General features: G+C 61.1%; 13 protein-coding genes. 1 reads left to right on the top strand and 12 read right to left on the bottom strand.

Annotated elements, in window-relative coordinates; translation table 11 throughout:
- Positions 1-31: 31 nt before the first annotated feature.
- The 12 genes from D8U61_RS24340 to D8U61_RS24285 all read right to left on the bottom strand — a co-directional run bounded on the left by D8U61_RS24340 (position 32) and on the right by D8U61_RS24285 (position 19,639).
- Positions 32-1,885, bottom strand: a complete 1,854-nt coding sequence (locus D8U61_RS24340; RefSeq protein WP_130927818.1) for a polyurethanase — start codon at positions 1,883-1,885, stop codon at positions 32-34.
- A 321-nt stretch (positions 1,886-2,206) separates the two neighbouring features.
- Complete coding sequence (locus tag D8U61_RS24335; RefSeq protein WP_130927812.1) at positions 2,207-5,284, bottom strand: autotransporter serine protease; 3,078 nt, start codon at positions 5,282-5,284, stop codon at positions 2,207-2,209.
- A gap of 228 nt (positions 5,285-5,512) precedes the next feature.
- Complete coding sequence (locus D8U61_RS24330) at positions 5,513-8,458, bottom strand: autotransporter serine protease (protein ID WP_130927811.1); 2,946 nt, start codon at positions 8,456-8,458, stop codon at positions 5,513-5,515.
- A 295-nt stretch (positions 8,459-8,753) separates the two neighbouring features.
- Positions 8,754-10,124, bottom strand: a complete 1,371-nt coding sequence (locus tag D8U61_RS24325) for a TolC family outer membrane protein (protein ID WP_024013060.1) — start codon at positions 10,122-10,124, stop codon at positions 8,754-8,756.
- Positions 10,125-10,126: 2 nt separating this feature from the next.
- A complete protein-coding gene (locus D8U61_RS24320) occupies positions 10,127-11,476 on the bottom strand; it encodes an HlyD family type I secretion periplasmic adaptor subunit (RefSeq protein ID WP_122698212.1) in 1,350 nt (449 codons plus the stop codon).
- Entirely contained in the window at positions 11,473-13,248 is a 1,776-nt protein-coding gene (locus D8U61_RS24315) for a type I secretion system permease/ATPase (RefSeq protein ID WP_130927810.1), read from the bottom strand. The genes D8U61_RS24320 and D8U61_RS24315 overlap by 4 nt, the downstream gene beginning before the upstream one ends.
- A 179-nt stretch (positions 13,249-13,427) precedes the next feature.
- Entirely contained in the window at positions 13,428-13,850 is a 423-nt protein-coding gene (locus D8U61_RS24310) for an AprI/Inh family metalloprotease inhibitor (protein ID WP_153188966.1), read from the bottom strand.
- Between the two features lie 91 nt (positions 13,851-13,941).
- On the bottom strand, positions 13,942-15,387 hold the full coding sequence (locus D8U61_RS24305) for a serralysin family metalloprotease (RefSeq protein ID WP_130927809.1): 1,446 nt from the start codon (positions 15,385-15,387) through the stop codon (positions 13,942-13,944).
- A gap of 463 nt (positions 15,388-15,850) precedes the next feature.
- Positions 15,851-16,936, bottom strand: coding sequence for a polyamine ABC transporter substrate-binding protein (locus D8U61_RS24300; RefSeq protein WP_130927808.1), 1,086 nt, complete (start codon positions 16,934-16,936; stop codon positions 15,851-15,853).
- A gap of 55 nt (positions 16,937-16,991) precedes the next feature.
- Positions 16,992-17,336, bottom strand: coding sequence for a cupin domain-containing protein (locus tag D8U61_RS24295; protein ID WP_024013066.1), 345 nt, complete (start codon positions 17,334-17,336; stop codon positions 16,992-16,994).
- Positions 17,337-17,367: 31 nt separating this feature from the next.
- Positions 17,368-18,774: an FAD-dependent oxidoreductase gene (locus D8U61_RS24290; protein ID WP_130927807.1), complete on the bottom strand. Its 1,407-nt coding sequence runs from the start codon at positions 18,772-18,774 to the stop codon at positions 17,368-17,370.
- Between the two features lie 52 nt (positions 18,775-18,826).
- Entirely contained in the window at positions 18,827-19,639 is an 813-nt protein-coding gene (locus D8U61_RS24285; protein ID WP_130927806.1) for a nuclear transport factor 2 family protein, read from the bottom strand.
- Between the two features lie 265 nt (positions 19,640-19,904).
- Between D8U61_RS24285 and D8U61_RS24280 the strand changes: the two genes are divergently transcribed.
- The gene (locus D8U61_RS24280; protein WP_038862172.1) at positions 19,905-20,177 is read left to right on the top strand and encodes a DUF1652 domain-containing protein; all 273 of its coding nucleotides are present in this window, start codon (positions 19,905-19,907) and stop codon (positions 20,175-20,177) included.
- Positions 20,178-20,215: the final 38 nt, after the last annotated feature.

Below are 20,215 nucleotides of genomic sequence, written 5' to 3'. Positions count from 1 at the left end.
CGAAGGGGCCGGCACAGGCCCCGCATCAACGTCAGGCGATAACAACCCCGTCGGCGCTCAAACTTCCCAGCGCCACGCCCACCAACGTCACCGAATCCCCACCGAACGTCAGCAAGGTATCCTGTCCGACCGCCGAGGCATGGGCGCGCAAATCATCCCCCGGCAACACCCCCTGCACGCCAAGAAACACCAGTTTGTCATTAGCCGTATAGCCAACCACACGGTCCTGGCCAAACGTACCGTGGAACAGAAACGTATCCGCCCCGCCGCCCGATTCCATCAGGTCATTGCCAGCGCCACCGACAAACACATCATTGCCCGCACCGCCGAGCAAATGATCGTTGCCCTCCAGGCCAAACAGCCAGTCACCGCCGGCATGCGCCTTGAGCATGTCAGCAGCGGCCGTGCCTTTTACGCTCGATTCATAAGCGGTGAGGATACTGCCGACTTTCAATCCCGTGGCCGTGACGCTGTGCAGCACGTCATCCTTGAACACGCCCCAGAGAAACCCCGGCTCTTTGCTGACGATGCTGCCAATATCACGGGTGATGCTGATCCCGCCGTTGGCATCGCGGATGTACAGGTGGCCAGCGCTGTCGTTGGCGAAATCGAAGTTCTTCACCGTCTGCTGCAAGTCGAGGGTGTTGCTGCCCTGCCCGCCCAGAATGAAGTTGTAGCCGCCGCTGTCACGGAAGCTGTCATTGCCGGCGCGGCCTTCCAAATAGTCATTGCCGCTGCCGCCCTGGATCAGGTCGTTGCCGTCACTGCCAATAATAAACGTGCTGCCCTTGTGAGTTTCGGCGTTGCGGTTGAGGTCCTGCACCCACGTGTTGGCCCGCGTCGGCTCGGACAGGTTGGCGACGATGATCGTCGAGTCGCGGCTGGTCAGGTCGTAGAACTTCGATTCCAGCACGCGGGTCATGCCGTCGCCGTAGCCAGTGGGCAGGTGCGAAATCCACGTCGGGATATTCAGGATCGAATACGGCAGCACGTTCCAGGCGTTCGAGGCGTAGTGGTCGTTGAAGCTGACGATGTTGTCGGTGGTCGAGGCATGCGGCGCGTCGTGCACGCCCACTGAAGCGCTGCTGAAAGTCGAGCCGTCGAGGGCGCGAAACACCGGGTCGTTTTCGTAGCCGATATTCAGCACCTTGTCGGTGCTGCTCTGAGTCGGCGAGGCGTAGGCGATGTAGTTGGAGTCGGCGAAGAAACCGCCCCACTTGCCAGCGCTCAAGTCAGCCATGCTGTTCACCGCCAGGCCGCCCAGGCTATGACCGCTGACCAGCACGTCCTTGCCGCTGAGGCCGTTGGCCCGGGCAAATGCGACGACATCGTTGAGCAGATTGCCGAAGGCTTCGCCGACGTAGTTTTTTGCGTAATCGGCCGGGCCGAACGCCGCGAGCAGATCGTTGATCACGTCGCCAATCGAATCACCGATGAGGATTTCGCGCGGGCCGCTGGTGCCGCGAAAGGCGATCCCCAGTTCGGTGAGGTGACCCAGAGCGTCGTACTTGCCGAGGATTTCCACTTGCGCGCTGGTGTAGCCGGCCTTCTCGCCGAAGAACGTCCCGCGTGCATCGGTCTTGCCGTCGTAGCCCAATTGCGCGGCGCTGATCGGCGTCCAGCCGGCCTTTTGCACGGCCTCAAGGGCGAGTTTTTCCGAATCGGGATTCCACGGGATACCGGGGATCACCCCTTGCGAATCGGTGCCGCCAATCAGCGCGGTAACCAGCGTCGCCGGCAGGCCGAGGCCGAAGCCGTTGTGCTGGTAACCGGCGGCGAAGCCATTATCGAGGTTGTGATAGGAATACAGCGTGATCGCCATGGCATCGCTGAACAGCGCCGCGGAATCGGCTGTGCCGAAGTTCTTGTAGTCGTATACACCCATTGCCATTGCCTCTCTTGTTGTTGGAATTGTCAGAGATAGCTCACAGCCAGAGCGCGGGGCTCCGGAGCATTCATTACATCGTGCACAGCCTCTGTAGGAACTGCCGAAGGCTGCGATCTTGTGGGACGCAGAGCGTCCCCGGCTGCGTTCCCACGCAGAGCGTGGGAACGATCATGTGTACGCCGTACCTGTGGGAGCGAGCAGGCTCGCTCCCACATTTGGATCTTCTGCACATTTGGATTTTTGTACTCGAACAATCCCATGAGCAGCGCTCCCTTTTCTTGAAAAACCGGCAGCCCGAGAAGCGCTGCCGGTTACGCCTCAGAACTGCCAGTCGAGGGTCAGACCGACGCCGTGATCTTTCTCGTTCGAGCCGATCAGGCCGTTGTAGTCGAGGTTGACCCGCACGTCGCGATTGAGCGCCAGCCCGGCACGCACGCCGACCACGGCAGCGTCACGATCCATCGACACGCTCTGCACGGTGAACGCGCTATTGCCGTTGGCGAAGGCCAGATGGCTGTCGGCATCGACGCTGCTCAGGTTGTGCTGCCAGCCGAGGCTGGCGCCCAGTTCCAGCTGATGCTTGTCCGACACGGCAAAACTGCGCTTGGCGCGCACGCCGAGGGTCGACAGCACCACGTCGCGGTTGTCTTCACCACCCTTCAGCGCCGCAGCGTCACCCTTCTCGGTGAAGCTGTCAGTGTTGAGGTGCACGTAGGACAGATTGGCGAACGGCTCCAGGTTCATCGGTTGCAGGCCCAGATCGTAAGCGGCCTCGGTGAACACTTGCGCGGTGGTCGCGTCACGTTTGGTTTTCTGTTTGCCGCTGACGTCGCCGAACTGCAGATCACGCTTCACATCAATGCGATGCCAGCTGTAGGCGCCGCCGACCGTCAGGCGCAACGCGTCGATTTCATGGCCCAGATACGCACCCAAGTGGTAGCTGTCGACCGAGGCCGACGAATGCGTGCCGCTGCCCATGCTCAACGAGCTGTCGCTGTAACCAGTGACGAAACCGAGACGGGTATCTTCAGCAATCAGACCGTCGACGCCAGCCAGCAGCCCGCCGATGGAACTGTTGGAATCGGCATTGTCGTGTCCGCCATCGCTTTCACCCCACGACCCCAGCACCTTGACCCAGACGTTGCTGCGTTCATCAGTCGGCGCATCGGCGTTGAACAGATCACGCTCACGCAGGCGCTCGCCGACGGCTTCGCGCAGGTAGCGGCTGTCGTTGATCAGCAGCGTGCCAATGGCCGGGTGAATCTCGCCGGACAGCTGTTGAAAGGCCTGCTGCGCCGACGCCGCGTTGGGCGACAGCAACAGGGTTTCGAACAGCGCATTGCCCGAACCCAAACGCTCGGCAGCCGCACCAACGGCGCGCTGGTTCGGCGTCAGACCGACGCTGGCGAACGATGCCTCATTGCGCCCCACCGCCAGCTGAATGCCGCCCGCCGAGTAATCCAGAGTGCCGCCGAGGAAGGCGTAATTCGGCAAGACCTGACCGAAACGCCCTTCAATGCCACCCGCCGCTTGCAGAATGTTGTAGCGGGTGCCGAGCAGGCTTTGCGCTTCGCCGGTGCTGAGCAAGGTCGGGCTGTTTTCCAGCGACAGGCTCACCGTGGCGCCGTCGATGACGGCTTTGCCGCTCGCGACGATCTGGTCGCTACTGGTTGGCGACAGCTCTACGGCGTAGGTCGAACCCGGCGCGAAAGTCACGTCACCGGCGACGTTCAGGGTGCCGATGGAGTTGCCCGGCGCCACCGTACCGCCGCTGTTCACCGCCAGCGCGCCGAGGCGGCCATTGCCGCCGAGGATGCCGCCGTTGTTGACGGTGACCGCCGATTGCAGCGAACCGTTGATGGCCAGACGGCCCTGATTGACCAGGGTCGGGCCGCTGTAAGTGTTGTTGCCGGTCAGCACCAAGGTGCCGATGCCTTGCTTGGTCAGACCGCCGTGGCCGCCGATGTCGTTGCGCCAGGTGTCGAGGCCGCACGTGATGTCGCTGCACACCCGCTCGGTCGGTTTGCCTTGATCGATGATCGCGCCGATGCCCGGCAGATCGGCGACAAACTGGCCGGAGCCGTAAGCGCCCTGCACGCGGAACTCCTCGGGAATGTCCTGCTCGGTGACGAACATCGCCGGCCCATCGATGGCCTTGCGCAGGTTGATCATGCCCCAGCCGTACAAGGCGTCGATGCCCGGTGCGCCGAGGTCGGTCGCAGTGGTGCGCAACACGCTAGCGACCTGATCGCCGGACATATACGGGAAGCGCTCCATCAACACCGCGATGGAACCGGCCACATGTGGCGCGGCCATCGAGGTGCCGTTGTAGTTTTTGTAGCCGGTGGTCAAGTTGTCGGCGTTGGTGCCTTCGATGATCGAGCTGTAGATCTTGGTGCCCGGCGCCGACACGCAGTAACTGGCGGTGTAGCCGCAACGCGAGGAGAACGTGCTGATCACGTACGGATTGGCGCTGGCGGTGTCCGGGTTCTGCTGCAACGCGGCGACGGTGATCCAGTTCGGCGCGATGTCCGGAACGAAATAACCGAGGCCGGCAATGGCATCCGGGTTGTTCAGGTTGTAGTCGTTGCCGGCGGCAAAAATAGTGACGATGCCGCTGCGTGCGGCGGCAATCGCGCCGTCGTAGGCGCCGCCGGGTTTGGTGCCGAGCAAGGTGCGGATTTCGTTGAACTGCAACTGCGCGTCGTTGACGGTGAAGTGCGGATACGCCGGATCGCGGCCGCCGAGGTCGAAGCGGTCGGTGATGCCGATGCCCCAGCTGTTATTGATGATCCGCGCTCCGCTGGCGATCAGCGCATCCCAACCGGCCTTGTACACCGCGCCGTCGTTGCCACGCACGATGCCGTCTTCAGGCCCCGGGTCGCCGTTGTCGGCGCTGATGATCTGCGCCCCGAATGCGACGCCATGCATCACCCCGCCGTCGCGACTGCCCGCCGCGATACCGCCGACGTGGGTGCCATGGGCGCCGAGCTTGCCGTCGGAGCCGACCGAGGGCGAACCGTCATAGCGGAACGCGTCGCCGGCTTTCACCGGAATATACGGGTCGGTGTATTCGCGGATACCGCTGGTGACCAGGGTGACGACTTTGTTACTGCCAGAGAACTCCGGATGCGCGGCGTAGACCGGCTGATCGAAGATGCCCAGTTTCACGCCTTTGCCGGTGTAGCCGGCGGCGTAGGCGTAATCCGCGCCGATCGCGCCCAGGCCCCAGTCAGCCTTGAATTCATTGCTGCGCCAGCTCGACGGATCGCCGCTGCGGCCGTTCTCCACGTAAGGCGCTGCCTGCGCCATCGCACTGGCACAGAGCATGGCGACTGTCAGGGTTTTCAGGGCAAAGCGGCCACCCGATTGCGCGGGGGTATTGTTGTTATCCATCCACGACCTTCCTTAGTGATGTTGCGAAAAATCCGGTTGCCTGTGCTGCCGTTGATCGTTCCCACGCTCTGCGTGGGAATGCCTCTAGGGACGCTCCGCGTTCCAATGGGACGCAGAGCGTCCCGGGCTGCATTCCTTTGCTGCGCGTGGGAACGATCAACACAGGTTTTGCGACTGCTGCGCAGTCGGGGATAAATCCCCTCGCCACAGGGGCTCAAACACATGCAATCAGAACTGCCAGTTCAGGCTCAGCCCTACGCCATGCAGCTTCTCGCGGCTGGCCAGTTGGCCGTTGTAATCGAGGTTGACCCGCACGTCCTTGCTCAACGCCAGACTGGCCTGCACGCCGACCAGTGCGGCATCACGCACCAGCGCCGAGCTCTCCACTGAGTACGGCGTGCCGCCGCTGGCAAAACGCAAATGCTGCTCTGATTCGATATCGCTGAGGCTGTGCTGCCAGCCGAGACGCGCGCTGACGTCCAGCGCTTGCTGGCTGGAAAGGTGGAAGGTTTTGCTCGCCCGCACGCCCAAAGTGCTCAACACCGCATCGCGCTGATCGCCAGCGCTTTTCAGCGCAGCGGCATCGCCCTTCTCGGTAAAGCCCTCGGTGTCGAGATGCAGGTAGGTCAGGTTGGCGAACGGTTCCAGCGCCAACGGTTGCAGCTGCAAGCGATACGCCGCCTCGGCGAAGACTTGGGTGGTGGTCGCGTCGACTTTGGCTTTCTGCTTGGCGCTGACCTCGTCGTATTGCAGATCGCGCTTCACGTCGCCGCGATGCCAGCTGTACGCCGCACCGCTGCTCAAGCGCCAGGCGCCGAGATCGTGCCCGGCGTAAGCACCGAGGTGGTAGCTGTCGACTTTCGCCGAGGAATGCGTGCCCGAGCCCATGCTCAAGGAGCTGTCGCTGTAGCCGGTGACCAGACCGATGCGGGTCTGCTCGTCCAGCGCGCCGTCGACACCGGCCAGCAGACCGCCGATCGAAGTGTTGTAGCCGGCCGTGTCGTGACCCGAATCGGTGCTGCCCCAGGCGCCGAGGGCTTTGATCCAGCCGTTGCTGCGGGTCGCCGTTTCATCGTGCAGCCGCTCGCCGAGCGCATCACGCAACTGGCGGCTGTCGTTGATCAGCATTGTCCCCAGCGCTGGATAAATCTCGCCGCTCAGTTGCTGGAAGGCTTGCTGCGCCGAGGCTTGATTCGGTGCACGAAGCACACTTTCGTAAACCGAATTGCCGGCGCCCAGACCTTCGACTGCCGCCGCCACCGAGCGCTGGTTCGGCGTTTGCCCAACGCTGGCGAAACTGGTGGCGTTGCGCTGGATATTCAGCTGAATGCCGCTTGCGGCGTAGTCGAGGGCGCCGCCGATGAACAGGTAGTTCGGCACCACCGCAGCGAACTGTCCCTGCACGCCGCCTGCCGCTTGCAGGATGTTGTACTGGCGGCCGAGCAGGCTTTGCGCTTCGGCGCTGCTGAGCAAGGTCGGACTGTTTTCCAGCGCCAGGCTGACGCTGGCGCCGCTGACGGTTGCCGTGCCGCCGGCGACGATGCGGTCACTGCTGGTGGGTGACAGCTCAACGGCGTAGGTCGAGCCCGGGGCGAGTGTCACATCACCAGCGACGTTCAAGGTGCCGATGGAATTGCCCGGTGCAACCCGGCCGCCGCTGTTGGCGGTCAACGCACCGATGCGTCCGGAGCCGCCAAGGGTGCCGCTGTTGTTGACGGTGACCGCTGAGGTCAGCGAACCGTTCACGGTCAGCAGACCGCCGTTGACGGTGGTCGGGCCGCGATAGGTATTTGCGCCGCTGAGCAGCAATTGCCCGGCTCCAGACTTGACCAGGCTGCCCTCATACACACGGTTTGCCGCTGCCGCATCACGCAGCATGCCGACGGCGTAATCGGTCTGGTCCTGCTGACTGGCGCCGGCCGGCACACCGTTCTGCCAGCCTTTGTCCTGCAGGGTTTGCTGCCAGGCGCTGTGCTCGGCGAGGTCTTCGCGCTGGCGCTGGAGCAGCGCGTTGTCGGAGATGTCGTTGCTCCAGACGTCGCGCTGCCCTGCCCCCAGATTCGCGTCGAACGCACCGAGCAATTGCCCCGGCCCGCGCATTGCCCGGTTGAGGTTGGCGACGCCCCAGCCGACCCGCTCGTTCGGTGCGTCTGTGACCGAGCCATCGAGTTGCGTAGCGGTGGTCAGCAGCACCTCGAGCGCCTGCTGGTTGGTCATGTACGGATAACGCTCCATCACCAGCGCCAAGGCGCCAGTCGCATGCGGTGCCGCCATCGAGGTACCGGACTTGATCGCATAACCGCCGCCGGGGATGGTGCTGTCGATCTTCGCCCCCGGTGTGGTGATGCACCAGTATTTGGCGATGCCGCACTGGTTGTACTTCTGCTGATTGCTCTGATCGAGCCCGGACACCGCCAGCCAGTGGCCTTCCAGATCCGGCTGAAAGTACGGCAGCGCCGAACGTACGCTGGCATTCGGATAGCCGCTGTTGCCAGCGCTGAAGACGTTGATCACACCGCGCCGCGAAACGTCGGCAGCGGCGTCGAGCCAGGTGCCCTTGTTCCAGTGCTGCGCGTAGGCGGCGTGCAGATCCGCCAGGGTGCGATAGCTGACATCCGCCGGCTGACTGCCCCAACTGTTATTGATCGCCCGCACGCCGGCGTCGGCAAGGCTGTCGTAGACCGCTTTGAAATAACGCGGATCAGGGCTTGGACCGAAGAGGAAACTGTCGTTCTTGTTGGTGTTGCCGACGTAGATCTGCGCGTTGTACGCCACCCCGTGCATGCCGCTGCCGTCACGGGCGGCGCCCATGGTGCCGACCACGTGGGTGCCGTGGGAATCGTTGTTCGGGTTGAGCGTGCCGTCGACGTTGAACGCTGAGCCATCGACGTAGCTGCCGCTGGCCGTTACCGGGTGATAACGGTCGGCGGAGAATTCCGGGTGGGCGGCATCGAAACCGGAATCGAGCGCGCCGATTTTCACGCCCTTGCCGGTGATGCCGGCTGCGTAGGCCTGATCGGCCTGCATGCGTTGCAGACCCCAGTCACGCAAGAACTCGGCGCTGCGCCAACTGGATGGATCGCCGGGCTGGCCTGATTCCAGGTATTGGGCCTGCGTTGCCGAAGTCACCAGCAACAGCGTGCCGAGCGATATCGGCTTTATGCGTACGTCCATGGTCATCACTCTCGTTTTTGTTGTTTTGTTCAGGGCTGAATTGCGGTGTCGCCTGTTCCCCTCACCCCAGCCCTCTCCCCGAGGAGAGGGAGCCGATTTGTGTTGATGTCAAAACCTGCGTCCAGCTTGGTGGTTCAGGTCGATGCAGCTATCGCAGGCCACTCGGTCAGTCCCCTGTCCCTGTGGGAGAGGGAGACGATTTTTGTTGATGTCAAACCTGCGTCCAGCTCGGTGGTTCAGGTCGATGCAGCTATCGCAGGCCACTCGGTCAGTCCCCTCTCCCTCTGGGAGAGGGTTAGGGTGAGGGCTGTTGCGCGACCACAAATGCTTCGTCCACCCGCGCCAGATCCTGCTCATTCAGCGTCCCGGCGTAGTAATGCAATTTGGTCCAGGCCATCAGGTAGTCGTAGCGTGCCTGGGCCAGGTCGCGGCGGGTGGTGAACAGTTGCTGCTCGGCATTCAACGCATCGAGATTGGTGCGTTCGCCGCCCAGAATGCTTTGTCGGGTCGAGACCACCAGCGCCTCGGCCGACTTCAGGGCCTTCTGATAAGCGCGCAATTTGCTCACTCCGGACAGGCAGGCGCTGAACTGGCGGCGCAGTTCGATCAAGGTTTCGCGGGTTTTGCCATCCAGTTCGTATTCGGCCTGTTCCATGGTGCGGCTGGCCTGCCGTGTGGAGGCCGATACCCCGCCGCCGGCGTACAGCGGCACGCTGACTTCCAGGCCGATGGTGTTGGTTTCGTAGCGCTGGTTATAGGTGTTGCCGCTTTCGGACTCGTTGTCGCGCATCGAGGCATAAGCACTGACTTTCGGCAGATGCCCGGCGCGGTTGCGCTCGACTTCGTAGCGCGCCACTTCCACGGCCTGCCGCTGCGAAGCGAGGTTCGGGTTGTTGCTGATCGCCAGTTCATGCCAGGTGTCGAAGTTGGCCGGTTGCAGGGTGAAGGTCTGAAATTGCTGACCAAGCGGCGCCAGATCGCCGATGTCCACCGCCGGCACGCCCACCAGCGCGCCCAGCTCGCGCAAAGCGGCATCCTGCTCGTTGCGCGCCTCGATCTCCTCGGCAGTCGCCAGTTCATAGCGCGACTCGGCTTCGAGAATATCGGTGCGCGTGCCCTCGCCCTGCTTGAACATGTGTTCGTTCTGCTGGAACTGCTGTTCGTAGGCCTTCTTCTTCGCCTGGGCGATGTCGATCTGGTCCTGGGCGAACAAGGCTTTGGTGTAGTTATCCAGCACTCGCACCAACAGTTCCTGACTCTTGCCGCGAAAGGCTTCGTCGGCGAACAACGACTGCGCCACACCTTTGCGATACGCCGCATAAGCCTCGTAATCGAGCAGCGGTTGCTGCACCGTGAGCGCCGAGCCGTAACTGTTGTAGTTGCGCTCATCAGTTCGATTGCGCGCACGATCATCCAGAGACGTCGCCTTGGACGAGTTGCGGCCCTTGTTGTAGGTGTAGCCGATCCGAGGCAGCAGCCCGGCGCGGCCAATCACGCGGTTTTCCAGGCCGGCATCGCGCTCCTTGATCGCCCCCAGGAACACCGGATCATTGCGCAATGCCTGTTCGTAAATCTCAAATGGCCCCATGGCCGCGACTGCCGAGTGACTCGCGAGCAGCGTCATTGCGGCCCCCAGCATGCAAAGCTTTTTCATACAGCCGAACATCCTTATTCCTCGGTCAACGCAGAACCGGCGCGATCAAGCAGCGGTTTGAACAGGTAGTTGAGGAGTGAACGCTCACCGGTGCGCACGAACATTTCCGCCGGCATGCCGGGCTTGATCACCAGACCGTTGAGCTTTTCCATCGCCTGATCACTGACGCTGCTGCGCAACACGTAATACGGCACGCCGGTTTTCTCATCGACCATCTGGTCGGCGGAGATCAGGCTGACTTCGCCGGGCACGCGCGGGGTTTTGCTCTGGTTGAACGCGGTAAACAGAATGTCCACCGGCAAATGCGTGCCGACCTTGTCGATCAGGTTGATCGGCAAGTGCCCTTCCACTTCCAGGGTGGTGCCTTGGGGAACGATCTCCAGCAGGGTTTCGCCCTGACGCACCACGGCGCCTTCGGTGTGCACACCGAGGTTGACTGCCACGCCATCGGCGGTGGCGAGGATCTCGCTGTGTTGCAGGTCGAAACCGGCGGAGGTCAGCTGCTCGGACAGCGTCACGCTTTTCAGCTGCGCATCGGCCAGTTGCGTGCGCACTTCCTTCTGGTATTCCTCGCCGTGCTGCTGCAACTTCAGGCGCGATTCAAGGATGCCCTGCTCCACGCGGCCGCTTTCGCCGGTGTTTTCTGCCAGTTGTTGCTGCACTTGCGACAGTTGCCGCTGGTAGTCCATCAAGCGGTTGCGCGGGATATAGCCGTTGTCGGCCAGCGGTTGCAGATTGCTCAACTGTTGCTGCAGTGAGCTGGCCTGGGCATTGAGGTCGCTGCGCGCGCGGCGCATACCGGCCAGTTGTGCGGTGGCGCCTTCGATGTTGGCGCGCAGTGCCGCTTGCTCCCGGGAGAACGCTTCGCGGCGGCTGCTGAACAGTTGCCGCTGGCCTTCCAGCACCAGCGCCAGGCGCGGGTCCGGGTCGTTGCTCAATTCAGGCGGAAAGGTCACTTGTTTGAGGTTGTCGCGCTCGGCCTGCCAGCGCGCGAGGCTGGCCCAAGCCATGCGGTACTGCGCCTGCAGCGATTGCACGTCGGCAGCCACTTGCGTCTGATCAAGGCGGAACAACGGCTGGCCCTGCTTCACGATCTGGCCTTCGCGCACCAGAATCCGGCTGACCACGCCGCTGCTCATCGACTGCACAGCCTTGCGTTTGCCCGACACCACCACGGTGCCCTGCACTGGAATGCCCTGATCCAGCGGCGCCAGTGCGGCCCAAGTGAAGAAGCTGCCAGCGCCGACGATGGCCAGAATCCAGCCCAGGCGCGCGAAGAATTTCGCATCGCGTTCCGGGCGCTCGGTGAGGTAGGCGTGTTCCATGTTCGCTTCGTTTTCAGTGTTCATGCTGGCGCTGCTCATACACCCGAATTCCTTGTCGTGGGCTGATACTGCCGGCTCATGCTGAGCCCGCCCGGTGCTTGTGCGGCTTTTTCGCGTTGCTGTTCGTGCTGGCCGGAAAGTGCCTTGAGCACATCCTGACTCGGGCCGAACGCCTGCAAGCGGCCATCGTTGAGCACGAGCAATTTGTCAGCCTGAGCCAGCACCGAAGAACGGTGCGTCACCAGAATCACCGTCGTGCCTTGCGCCTTGAGTTGCGCAATGGCGCTGGCCAATGCCGCTTCGCCGACGGTGTCGAGGTTGGAATTGGGTTCATCGAGCACCACCAGACTTGGCGTGCCGTACAGCGCACGGGCCAGGGCCACGCGTTGCTTCTGGCCACCGGACAAGCCGCTGCCGTCCTCGCCCAGTTGCGTGTCGTAGCCTTGCGGCAAGCGCAGGATCATTTCGTGAACGCCGGCCTGTTGCGCGGCAGCTACGACTTTTTGCGGATCGGCTTCGCTGAATCGCGCAATGTTCTCGGCGATGGAACCGCTGAACAGCTCGATGTCTTGCGGCAGATAACCGATGTAAGGCCCGAGCTGATCGCGGTTCCAGCGATGAATATCAGCGCCGTCGAGGCGCACGGTGCCGCCGAGCACCGGCCACACGCCGACCAGCACTCGAGCCAGCGTCGATTTGCCGGAACCGGAAGCGCCGAGCACGCCCAGCACTTCACCAGCACTCAGATTGAAATTGACCATGTGCAAAGTGGCTGCACGCTGCCCGGGCGGGCCGGCGCTGACTTGTTCGAAGGTGATCTGGCCTTTCGGTGCCGGCAGTGCCATCGCCTCGTCGCTAGGCGGAAACGCCTGCAACAGCGCATCGAGACGGCGGTAAGCCAGCTTCGCCCCGCTCCACTGCTTCCAAACGGCGATCAGTTGATCAATCGGGCTCAGCACGCGGCCCATCAGGATCGAACCGGCGATCATCATCCCCGCCGTCATGTCGCCCTTGATCACCAGCAACGCGCCCAGGCCCAGCACCAACGATTGCAGGCACAGGCGCAGGGTCTTGCTCAGTGAACTGATCACCGCGCCGGTGTCGCTGGCCTGGTTCTGCAAGCCGAGGAAGCGCGAATGCACCCCGAACCAGCGCTTGCGCAGCGAGCCGAGCATGCCCATCGCCTGAATGGTTTCGGCGTTGTGCAAGTGGCTGGTGGCCAACTGGCTGGACTGCTGGGAAAAACCGGCGGCTTCGCCCAGCGGTTTTTTGGTCATGTATTCGTTGAGGCAGGCCAGTGCGATCAACAACAGCGCGCCCGCCGTGGCCAGCACGCCGAGCCAGACATTGAACAAGTAGATGACAAACAGATAGACCGGGAACCACGGTGCGTCGAAGAAGGCGAACAACGCCGGGCCGGTGACGAACTGGCGAATGTGGGTCAGGTCGCCAAGCGACTGCCCGGCGTTGCCTTCGCCCTTGAACAGGTTGCGCTCGAACGCGGCCTGATAGACGCGCAGATTGAAGCGACGCTCCAGCTGGCTGCCGATGCGGATGACGATAAAGCTGCGGATCACTTCCAGCAGGCCGATAAAGGCGAAGAAACCGACCACCATCAACGACAGCATTGCCAGGGTGGTTTCGTTCTGTGACGACAGCACCCGATCATAAACTTGCAGCATGTAGATCGACGGCACCAGCATCAACACGTTGATCAGCGCGGTGAAACAACCGACGCTGATCAGAATGCTTTTATAGTCGCCCAATGCCTTGATTAACGGAGCGGTGGCAGGAGACTTCGCCATCTTCATTGATTCTTCCTGAATTCTTGCCTCGTCATACCGGACGAGCATTCCATTGATATTCCGCCTGCCTGCCAAAGATGACTTGCAAGTAGCGCTTACAATTTCATAACAACTTGACCCGATGTCGCGCTTATAACGCACGACCACTGGCTTATATCAACTTTCCTTCACCCGCCAACCATCGCCTACTGCGCCGCGCGCTCTAACGTAATAAGCAGTTCGGCGCTCAAGGCCTTTGTATAAATGCCATCACGCTGGCGACTGAAGAAGGCGATCCTCGAACCTTCCTTGCCGGTGATGGAAATGCCATCGGGCTCTGGAAACCAGCCGATTGGCGCTTCGCCCAACCACGCGGCCAGACATTCAGTGCCCTCGCCCAAGGTCTGGTTCGGCGCAAGCTCGACCAGGCAAGTGTTCGAGGGCTTGTCTTGCAGCGACCGCGTTTCGGGTGTGTCGCTGTGACCGGTCAAAGTGGCCTGCCAGCGCCCGGCGAATGCCGAGGGTTCTTCGAGTCTGAGGCTGCTTGCCATGCTTGTCGCTCCGGTCATCATCAGCGTGACTGCCATCAGCCATGCCATCGTCGTGTCAGTTAAAACGTATCGAGTCATAGGAAACTTCACTTCCGCTCGTAGCCTTGCTCGGCGATCAGGCCGATGCAAGCGAAGAAAGCGACGCACGAGGCGCCGCTTTCCTTTCACATTACGCGACGATGTCGCTGGTCGCTGCCTGGCCCACGGTGCTGACGATGAAATCAGCCACGCCATGCCCGGAGAAATCCACCGACAACAGGCTGTTACCGCCCGACGAGGTCAGCACGGCATCACCGGCAGAACCGGTGAAGCTGTTGACGAAGTGCAGGCCCGCGCCGTTGGTGATGCCGGTCAGGTCGATTTTGTCCAGACCGCTGACGAAATCGAGAATCTGATCGATCGCACCCGGCTTGGAGTCCGAGCTGGCGGCGAACACGAAAGTGTCCGAACCAGAACCACCCCACAGTTTGTCAGCACCACCAGCGCCGTACAGGATGTCGTTGCCGGCACCGCCCTTCAGTTCGTTGGCCACGCTGTTGCCGATCAATAGATCGCTGCCCGAACCACCAATCGCGTTCTCGATGACCGCACCCTTGGCGATCGACACGTTGCCGACCATGCCGCCAACGTCGGAGAACGAAGCGCTGTTGAGGTTGATCTTCTGGTTTTGGGTGAAACCGGAGAAATCCAGGGTGTCCTTGCCGCCGGCATCCCAGACCGAGAACACCACTTTGTCGCTCGACGACGAAGCGCTGAGGAAGTCGCGACCGGTATTGGAGTTGAAGCCGTAGGTGGTGTCGCCGGTGCGGGTGGTGGTGTTGGCGCCGTAGAGCTTCTGGATCGCGGCGATGTCGTCCATCAGCGGGCCGGACGAGTAGGCTTCGACGCCGGCCTTGCTGAAGTTCTGGTTGGTGTTGCTCTCGCTCCAGTAACTCATGACGCTGTAGCCACGCGTGTCCTGGCCATAAGTCGCATCGTTGTAGGTCGGGTTGCCATTGCCGGCGTTGTAGTCACCGGGGTGCGCAAGGCCAAGGGTATGGCCGATTTCGTGGGTCAGGGTCTGACGACCGTAGTTGTTCAGATCCGGGTTCTTGTTCTGCGTGTAACCGCTGTTGATCAGGTACCACGAAGTACCGTCATAACCAGCGCCGGTCCCCGGCAGATAGGCAAACGCCGCAGCGCCATCCTGGCCACCGCTGTAGTTACCGAAGGTCATGTGCCCGTCGCCGCCCGAGGCTTTCTCGGTGAAGGTGACATTGGCCACGTCGGCCCAGGACTGCATGGCGAGCTTGGCCTGCGCCTGCTGCTGCGCGCTGAACTGACTGAACCCGCTGATGCCGTGCTTGTTCATCGTGCTGTTTGAGGCCGAGGTCAGGAACGTGTAGGTCAGTTCGATCTTGCCGCTGCCGTCCTTGTCCTGGTAGGCAGCGCCGTCACGCAGCAATTGCGTAGCCGCCTGGTCGACGGTGTACGAGGGTTTGCCATTGACCGTGAGGTTGCCGCCGCGGTCGTACTGATGGCTGAAGCTATTGATCTGGTTGTACGCCGAGCTGAACGCGGCCAGCTGGAAAGCCTGTTCGGCGGAATCAACAGCATTGGTTTTAACTTTCGACATAAACACACTTCCTTGTTTAGCAATGGAACAGTTTTTGTCCGACAGGACGATCTTTGGCGAGATCGTCCTATCACTCGCCCAATGAAGGCGTAACGAACCTGACACAATTGGAAATCTGTCGTAAAGAGTTTTTTTGCGATCCAATTTGGTGGTATCGGAAAACTGCCGTAAACAAAGCGTGCGGGGAGAAAAGATTGTTTTTAGTTGCGGCGAGGGTGGAAATTGTCTGACGATTTTCTATTTAAATATTAAATATCGCTAAGTTTGAATTTGTTGGGCAAGTCACACTTCAGTCAGCGGTGCCAGTGCTTTGATATCAACTATCCTGATTCATTGAATAACGAATGTGAGAGCGAGCCTGCTCGCGAAGGCGCCAAGCCAGTCAACATAAGTGTCGAATGACAAACCGCTTCGCGAGCAGGCTCGCTCCCACAGGGGGTCTTGTATGTTGGCCTGAAAAAACTCAGCTACCGGTGCGAATCTTGTTCCAAACCCGTGTCCGGATCCGGTCGATATTCAACGGCATCGCCTCCAGCGCAAACAGCTTGCCCATCATTTCCGCGCTCGGGTAAACCTTGGTGTCGTTCTTGATCGCCGGGTCGATCAGTTTGTCGGCTTGTTCGTTGCCATTGGCGTAATGCACGTAATTGGTGATGCCGGCCATGACATCGGGGCGCAGCAGGTAGTTCATGAAAGCATAGCCGGCCTTCTCGTCCGGTGCGTCGACGGGCATGGCGACCATGTCGAACCAGATCGCCGCGCCTTCCTTGGGAATCGCATAACCGATCTCGACGCCGTTCTTGGCTTCCTTGGCGCGGTTCTCCGCTTGCAGGATGTCGCCGGAAAAGCCCACCGCTACGCAGATGTCGCCGTTGGCCAGGTCACTTGTGTATTTGGAGGAATGGAAGTAGCTGACGTAGGGCCGCACTTTCATCAACAGCGCTTCGGCTTTTTTGTAGTCTTCGGGATTTTTGCTGTGGTGCGGCAAGCCCAGATAGTTGAGCGCCGCCGGGAGCAGTTCCGGGCCGTTGTCGAGGATCGCCACGCCGCACTTCTGCAGTTTTTCCATGTATTCGGGTTTGAAGATCAGATCCCAGGAATCCACCGGCGCGTTGTCGCCCAGCACCGCTTTGACCTTGGCAATGTTGTAGCCGATCCCGGTGCTGCCCCACAGATATGGGAAACCGTGTTCGTTGTTCGGGTCGTTGGTCTGCAGGGCCTTAAGCAGCGCTGGATTGAGGTTCTTCCAGTTCGGCAACTGACTCTTGTCGAGTTTCTTCAGCGCCCCACCCTGAACCTGCCGCGCCATGAAGTGGTTCGACGGAAAAACCACGTCGTAACCGGATTTGCCGGTCATCAACTTGCCGTCGAGGGTTTCGTTGCTGTCGTAGACGTCATAAGTGACGCCGATGCCCGTGTCTTTCTGGAAATTCTTTGTAGTGTCCGGGGCAATGTAGTCGGACCAGTTGTAGACCTTGACCGTCTCGGCTGCATGACTGACGGAAGCTGCCAGCAGCAGCGGCGCCAATGCGAGGGTTTTCTGGATCATGGGGCGATTCCTGTATGGGCTTTTTTTGTTGGCAGGCAATCAAAGGATCAAACAATCAGAAAATCAGCACGTAGCTCTTGCGCACGGTTTCCTGGATATCCCAGATCCCGAGCGTGTTGGCTGGCAACATCAGTGCGTCGCCGCCTTGTATGTGCAGGGTTTCGCCGCCACCGTCGGGGGTGAAGGTGCAGCGCCCGGAAATGAAATGGCAGAACTCCTGCGCGGTGATCTGCCGCCGCCAGCGGCCCGGGGTGCATTCCCAGACGCCGGTTTCGACACCGTCGTCGCGCTCGACACTGGTGGTCGAGGCAATTGCGACGGGTTCGCCGAGGGGCACGGCGACCGGGTTGGATTCTTCGAGCTCAAGCGTGGCGGTGTTCTTGAATTGGGTGATGCTCATGGCGTGACCTGTTTATTGAGGGAAACGGCGTTCAGTGCATGAAACCTTCCATGAACCCGGCAACCCGGCTGGCGAGCTTGCGCCGCCAGGGCGCGGTCGCGGGATTGGCCAGGGTCTGGTCTTCGTGCACGAAACTTTTGATGATCGCGTTGTAGCCGAGCCAGCGGCATGGCTCCGGTTCCCAGGCACGCAGCGCATGAATGCCGCCGTCGGGCAGGACCCACGGTTGTTGGGTCAGCTCGCTGTCGCGCTCAAGAATCAGATCGGCCAGCGTCCGGCCGCCGAGATTGCTGGCACCGACGCCCTCGCCGCCATAACCGCCAGACAACGCGATGCCGTTGGCGCGGTCGCAAAGCATGTGCGGCTTGAAATGCCGCGACATGCCAAGGTTGCCGCCCCAGGCGTGGGTGATCTGCACATTTTTCAGCTGCGGGAACAGTTCGCCGAACAGATAGCGGCGCAACTCGACTTCATCGCGGGTGAGGTTGAAGTCATGGCGCAGCTTGCCGGCGAACTGATAACCGCCACGGGCGCCGAAGATCAGACGATTGTCGGCACTGCGCTGGCCGTAGGTGACCTGGCGGCTGAATTCACTGAAGGCCTGGCCGCGATTGAGGCCGATTTCGTCCCAGGTCGCAGCGGACAGCGGCTCGGTGGCGACAATCAGGCTTTGCACCGGCAATTGATAACGGCCAAGTGGCGGCAAGGTCACCGAATAACCTTCCACCGCCGGGACGATCCAACGGCTGCGCACGCTGGCCTTGGCGGTACGCAGACTGCCAGGTTGCCAGTGGGTGACCGGGCTGTTTTCGTAGATTTTCACGCCCATGTTCTGCATGGTCCGCGCCAGACCACGGACCAGCTTCGCCGGGTGAATGGTCGCGACATGGGGGGCGAAGATGCCGCCGTAGGGCTTGGCCACGCGGATCTGCTGGGCCAGTTGCTCGGGGCTGAGCCAGCGATAGTCGTTATCGGTAAGGCCTTGGGCGTGCAGCTTGCTCAGGTAATCGCGCAGAACGGTTTCCTGCTCTGGGTAGCGCGCCGCACAATAAAGCACCCCGCCCTTACGGTAATCGCAGTCGATGCCTTCGCGTTCGAGGACGATCTCCACTTCATCGGGGATGCTGTGCAGCAGATCGAACGACGCCCTGCGCTGCTGCGGCGATAAGCCTGCGAGCAAACGATCCTCGCCCAGCAAATTACCCATCAGCCAGCCGCCATTGCGTCCGGACGCACCGAACCCGGCGGTTTGCGCCTCGACGATGGCGATATCCAGGCCGGGCGCCTGTTTTTTCAGGTAGTACGCCGTCCACAGTCCGCTGTAACCGGCGCCGATGATGGCCACGTCGACATCCAGGTCACGCTCCAACGCGGGCCGCGCCAATAGCGGCTCATCGAGCTGATCCATCCACAAACTGATCGTGCGCCACGCCGACATGCCAGACTCCGCCACTGAAAACTTTCGATGGCGTCGATCCTAGTGGCTGCCTTCAGTGGATGTCTTGCGCGCGTGCCCGCAGAGAAATTTGTTTGGCATAGGCCTTGGGCGACTGGCCGGTGTGTTCGCGAAAGCATTTGTAGAACGCTGACAGCGAATTGAAGCCGGCGGCAAACGCCAGCTCGTCGACACGCAACGGCGGCGTGGCGCTGTCCAGCGCACGCAGCAAATGCTGCAGGCGCGCCTGATTGACGTAGCGATAAAAGCTTTGCCCGAGCACCTGATTGAGCAGATAGGAAATCTGATTGCGGCTGTACCCGCACTCCTTCGCCACCCGTTGCAGGTCAAGCTCAGGGTCCAGATAGGGCTGCTGCTTTTCGAAATACTGCTGCAGGTCTTCGGCCATGAAACTCAGTTGCCGCGGTGACAGACCTAGCCTGCTGACCGCCGGACGGCTTGGCGCGGAGCTACCGTCGGCTTGACTACGCACCAGCGAGGCATACTCGTTGACGCGCCAGATCAAGCCGTCCTTGACCGTGATCGCTTCGCTGGAGCGAAACGACACCAGGCCGTCGCCGCCGCGCAAGGTCACCTCGTATTGAATGAACGCGGTGTTGCCATCCACCCGGATTCGGTCGCAATGTTCGAGCAGTTCGTCGGATTCTCGCGGCATGCTCACGCGCACGTATTCGCGTAACTCATCCAGACCGAGCACCCGGTTCTGAAAGAAATCGTTGTACTGGATCTCGGCGTGATAAAGCGCCATGACGCTGTCCAGATCCCGGTGTTTCCAGCTCAGGTGATAGCGCATGACCGTGGCGGCCGTGGCCTGGGTCTGTTCTGGGCCGTCGTCATCGGCGTGCATAAGAGGCTCGGCGAAAAAGAACCGAGCTTGCCCAACTTCCTCTGCCGCTTCAATGAAAAATCCATGGTGGCGTTTTGGCGATAATCGATGAGCCAGTGACTTACATCAAAAAATGCGAATCAATCGCTAAACGGACTGAAAAAACTCACAGTTTTTTCACACACGGATGCTACTTTTAAAGCTCAAGCACTGGTTGAGCCAATGAAGGCTCTTCCCACCTAACATGAGCAAAAGGAAGCGCTCGATGAAGCAGGCGGGCAACACCATGAATAAAGGGTTCAGCAAAGTCACCTTTCCAAACGCTTGCCAGCTGATGCGCTGGCATTTTCATCCCATGGGTTTCGAGGCGACGATGGATGCGCCGGGCAGCATGATCGCCCGTCTGTTCGACCGTGCCAGCGGCGAAACCATGATCGCCATCGCCGGCATTCCCTGCGCAACGGTGATGAACGCGGCGGACGTCGAGCGCATGATCGAAGCCATCGAGGATGAACTGGAAGCCTTCACTCCTCCGGAATCTCTCAAGAACTACGCATAACCACCTGATTTGAAACAAAAAGCCCGCAGCGATGCGGG

Source organism: Pseudomonas sp. Sample_14, from assembly GCF_004307515.1.
GTDB classification, from domain to species: domain Bacteria; phylum Pseudomonadota; class Gammaproteobacteria; order Pseudomonadales; family Pseudomonadaceae; genus Aquipseudomonas; species Aquipseudomonas atacamensis.
Note: the sequence above shows the minus strand (reverse complement) of the source record. Positions and strands in the feature narration are given on the sequence as shown.